Source organism: Photorhabdus sp. P32 (assembly GCF_038085095.1).
In the GTDB taxonomy this organism is placed as follows: domain Bacteria; phylum Pseudomonadota; class Gammaproteobacteria; order Enterobacterales; family Enterobacteriaceae; genus Photorhabdus; species Photorhabdus luminescens.
The window spans coordinates 1-4,308 of record NZ_JAZGJN010000154.1; the positions used below are offsets into that span (position 1 = coordinate 1).

Genomic DNA, 4,308 nt, shown 5'->3' on the forward strand with positions numbered 1-4,308 from the left:
ACAGTTTGGTGCATTCTGTTTAGTTTCTTTTTATTGTTAAATAATTTCCAGATATATAATTACTAAGCTTACAAGCTGATATTTTCTATTAAAAAATGGCTATTTATAACTATCTAAAAACGATAATTATAGATTTTGGTCAAAATAAATAGAGTTACCAGCTAATAATTTTATAAAAGTTCTATTAATTGATATATTCCGGTAGATTAATATTATTTCTCTACCTATAACAATCCGCCCCAATTTCACAGGAATTATTTTCATGAAGAAACGTAAGTTTTTAACCAGATATGAAATTAATGCGATTTTAGAAAAAGCACGTCAGGGACGTCACGCTGAGCGAGATTATTGCATGTTATTGATGTGCTTCATTCATGGATTTAGAGTGAGTGAGCTATGTAATCTAACGTTATCCGATCTTGATCTTAGCTCAGAAATTATTCATGTCAGGCGATTAAAAGGGGGATTATCAACAACACATCCGCTAATACCAGAAGAAATTAAAGCGCTGAATCAATGGCTTAATATTAGAAAGAGTTGGCGAGAATCAGATACAGCATGGGTCTTTTTATCACAAAAATCAGGAGCTATTTCACGCCAGCAAGTTTATGGTTTATTAAAGCGTTATGGCAAGCAAGCATTAGTTAATATTTCACCTCATCCACACATGTTAAGACATGCTTGTGGTTACGCTCTCGCTGATTTAGGAAGAGATACACGCCTTATTCAAGATTATCTCGGTCATCGAAATATATCCCATACCGTTATTTACACTGCAAGCAATGTAAAACGGTTCTTCAAAATATGGGAGGCTCCTGCAAAAGGACTCGATTAGTTTCAATATCTCTTTTTTATGTAAGAAATGTAGCATGAGAAACTATTTCTCTTGGAAACAAAAAAACCATCTAATTATCCCATTGTAAAAATCCTCGTCCGTATACTGATGAGGGTTTTTTATACGATATAATAATTATTCACATTATAAGATACTACTTATTATCTCTTATAATTACTTTTAAATTTTTTTAGAAATTAATGAATAAAGCAATTAAATAAAACCATGTATTTAAGGGGAGTTTTAATAATAAATTCCATTATTAAGTGAATGGGTACTTTCGCAGGAATGAAGAAAATAAAATCACTGGAAATTATACTCTTCTTTCCAGTGATAACTTACAACTGTTAACATTTCATTGGTTGATTTATTAAATTTTTAGGTAATGTTAAATTTAATCAACAACTTGAATATTTGGAGAATGAGCAAGATAGCCAATAAGATTACCAACGTTGCCTGGAACATTCCATCTTTTGAAAATGGATATATACCATGAATATTTGGCTATACCCGGAGTACGTAATTTAGATCCTTGATTGAAAATATTACGCGTTTCCAGTACTACAGGATAGTCTTGATTAGTTCCTAATGTTGCTTCTGTGCTTGGGGCCGCAACTTGAGATACCGCTGAAGTTAGGGTTGGCGGCGAAACTATCGAGTTGGTGCCGACCCCTGCCATATGATATAGAAATACCTGCTCATCAAATTGAGCTGATAGAGTAGAAGCTCGCCATCTAACGACATCCCCTACCTTACCTTGAATTAAAAGTGTACCTTGAGCATTATTTTTGGGAACATAGATATTATTTTGAGAGGTAATGTAATAAATATATTTATCACCCATAACAGTTGGTTTGCTAGGGTCCTTACTAATGGAATTACCGAGATCTTTTTCAATAGCTGTTACATCAACAATGGCAAGAACATCAATCAATTGTACACCACTAACGGGTTTTATATCATTCAGTTCTGTATATTCAACATTATTCATAATACTATTCCTATTTTTATATATTAGTTTTATAAGTATTTAGTTATCTAGAACTCTAATGAAAGGATCATGACAAACATATCCAATGAGTTGTTTTTTACGGTATATTTTCATATACCAGGTATATTGACCGTATCCCTCTTTCTGAGCTGTTGATTGATGATAATATCTTGTTATTAGTCCGCCATGACTTTCTCCATCTCTTTTATATACCACACTACTTATATTATTATTATCATCTTTAGCCAAATAAGGAATAGAAATATTACCATAATCAAGTTTCGGTAATGTTATCAGCGTAACATCATTACCGCTAATCGCAGTTCCTTTCATGTGGCATAAAAGTACTGTATATTCAAATTGCTGTGTCAAAGACATCGGCCTCCATCTAATGTCATCAGCAACATTGACAGTTATCTCCAACTCACCTTGAGCATTATTTTTAGGAGCATAAAGATTCCCAGTACTTGTTATATAATAAAAGTAATTGTTAGATACTGCCTTCGCAGTTTCTAATGTTTGTGATTTACTTAAATCATAATGACTAACGATAGCTTCTGCATCGACACAAATAAGAATATCGACAACTTGATATCCTACACTCTCTATAATGTCACTCATTATCTATTCTCCTTCACAATAAGGTGTTAGATTGTTTAACAATCATCTTTTATATTAATAATTAAGACAAAAAAAACCACTAATATAAATCATAGTTTTTAAAATCAAATTACTTGTATTTTTATAATAATTTTTCAACATACCAATAAGATTCATATTAATATTAAACCACCAAATTATTATTCTTAGTGTTAAATCACTGATTGTAAAAATGAGTAACTCAACATTCTCTCTTACGTTAAAATTATCCCTCCCTGATATTTAACTATGAAATTATTTTTTTCATAACTAACAATAAAAACACTTAGTGAAAAATAAAATATCTAATAACTAATCCAGCTATAAATTTTTAGTTTAATAATAAAATGAGAATGAATTTGATATATTTAGCAAGTAATATATCAATGAAATTTTTATATTAAATATAATTCTGCCTATTCTTGACGTAATGCGTATATTATTTAGTTGAATAATTAGATTATCATTACTCATTGAAAATAAAGTAAGATCACTGGAAATTATACTCTGTTTTCCAGTGATAGCTTACCAACTATTAATATTTCATGGTTGATTTACTAAATTTTTAGGTAATGTTAAATCTAATCAACCACTTGAATATTTGGAGAATGAGAAAGATAGCCAACAAGATAACCAACGTTGGCTGGAACATTCCATCTTTCGAAAATGGATATATACCATGAATATTTGGCTATACCTGGAGTCCGTAATTTAGATCCTTGATTGAAAATATTACGCGTTTCCAGTACGACAGGATAGTCTTGATTCGTCCCTATTGTTGCATCTGTGCTTGGGGCCGCGACTTGAGATATCGCTGAAGTTAGGGTTGGCGGCGAAACTATCGAGTTGGCGCCTACTCCGGCCATATGATATAGAAATACCTGCTCATCAAATTGAGCTGATAGAGTAGAAGCTCGCCATCTAACGACATCCCCTACCTTACCTTGAATTAAAAGTGTACCTTGAGCATTATTTTTGGGAACATAGATATTATTTTGAGAAGTAATGTAATAAATGTATTTATCATCCATTGCAGTTGGTTTGCTAGGGTCCTGACTAATGGAATTACCGAGATCTTTTTTGATAGCTGTTACATCGACAACGGCAAGAACATCAATCAATTGTACACTATTAATGGGTCTTATATCATTCGGCTCTGTATATTCAACATTATTCATAATACTATTCCTATTTTTATATATTAGTTTTATAAGTATTTAATCATCTAGAACTGTAATGAAAGGATCATGACCAATATATCCAATGAGTTGTTTTTTACGATATATTTTCATATACCAGACATACGAACCGCGTCCCGCCCTCTGAGCTGTTGATTGATGATAATATCTTGTTATTAGTCCGCCATGACTTTCTCCATCTCTTTTATATACCACACTACTTATATTATTATTATCATCTTTAGCCAAATAAGGAATAGAAATATTACCATAATCAAGTTGCGGTAATGTTATAAGCGAAACATCACCACCGTCATCAGCTTGTAATCTCATATGACATAAAAGTATTGTATATTCAAATTGCTGAGTCAAAGACATTGGCCTCCATCTAATGTCATCAGCAACGTTAATCGTTACCTCTAACTCTCCCTTAGCATTATTTTTAGGAGTATAAAGATTTCCATTGCTTGTTATATAATAAAAATATTTATTATGTACTGATTTTGCCGTCCCGAGTGTTTTTGATTTACTTAAATCATAATTACTAAGAATAGCTTCTACATCCACACAAATAAGAATATCTACAGTTTGGTGTTTCGAAATCGCTATAGCGTCGCTCATATCTATTCTCCTTCACAATAAAGTGTTAGATTGTTTAACAATCA

General features: G+C 31.7%; 5 protein-coding genes. 1 reads left to right on the forward strand and 4 read right to left on the reverse strand.

Going from position 1 to position 4,308, the window contains the following annotated elements:
• Positions 1-262 precede the first annotated feature (262 nt).
• Positions 263-835: a tyrosine-type DNA invertase gene (locus V2H77_RS01140; protein ID WP_265379680.1), complete on the forward strand. Its 573-nt coding sequence runs from the start codon at positions 263-265 to the stop codon at positions 833-835.
• 394 nt (positions 836-1,229) lie between these two features.
• On the opposite strand, the gene V2H77_RS01145 is transcribed toward V2H77_RS01140, so the two are convergent.
• The 4 genes from V2H77_RS01145 to V2H77_RS01160 form a co-directional block, all read right to left on the reverse strand.
• On the reverse strand, positions 1,230-1,826 hold the full coding sequence (locus V2H77_RS01145; protein ID WP_341497331.1) for an AidA/PixA family protein: 597 nt from the start codon (positions 1,824-1,826) through the stop codon (positions 1,230-1,232).
• A gap of 39 nt (positions 1,827-1,865) precedes the next feature.
• Positions 1,866-2,447 (reverse strand): AidA/PixA family protein, encoded by a 582-nt coding sequence (locus V2H77_RS01150; RefSeq protein WP_265379682.1) that lies wholly within the window; start codon positions 2,445-2,447, stop codon positions 1,866-1,868.
• A 599-nt stretch (positions 2,448-3,046) separates the two neighbouring features.
• On the reverse strand, positions 3,047-3,643 hold the full coding sequence (locus tag V2H77_RS01155) for an AidA/PixA family protein (RefSeq protein ID WP_341497332.1): 597 nt from the start codon (positions 3,641-3,643) through the stop codon (positions 3,047-3,049).
• A gap of 39 nt (positions 3,644-3,682) precedes the next feature.
• Entirely contained in the window at positions 3,683-4,264 is a 582-nt protein-coding gene (locus V2H77_RS01160) for an AidA/PixA family protein (RefSeq protein ID WP_265379684.1), read from the reverse strand.
• Positions 4,265-4,308 lie beyond the last annotated feature (44 nt).

What these genes read in the sequence shown, in the direction of transcription:
- V2H77_RS01140 (WP_265379680.1), top strand. Translation starts at nt 263, where the DNA reads ATGAAGAAACGTAAGTTTTTAACCAGATATGAAATTAATGCGATTTTA.
- V2H77_RS01145 (WP_341497331.1), bottom strand. Translation starts at nt 1,826, where the DNA reads ATGAATAATGTTGAATATACAGAACTGAATGATATAAAACCCGTTAGT.
- V2H77_RS01150 (WP_265379682.1), bottom strand. Translation starts at nt 2,447, where the DNA reads ATGAGTGACATTATAGAGAGTGTAGGATATCAAGTTGTCGATATTCTT.
- V2H77_RS01155 (WP_341497332.1), bottom strand. Translation starts at nt 3,643, where the DNA reads ATGAATAATGTTGAATATACAGAGCCGAATGATATAAGACCCATTAAT.
- V2H77_RS01160 (WP_265379684.1), bottom strand. Translation starts at nt 4,264, where the DNA reads ATGAGCGACGCTATAGCGATTTCGAAACACCAAACTGTAGATATTCTT.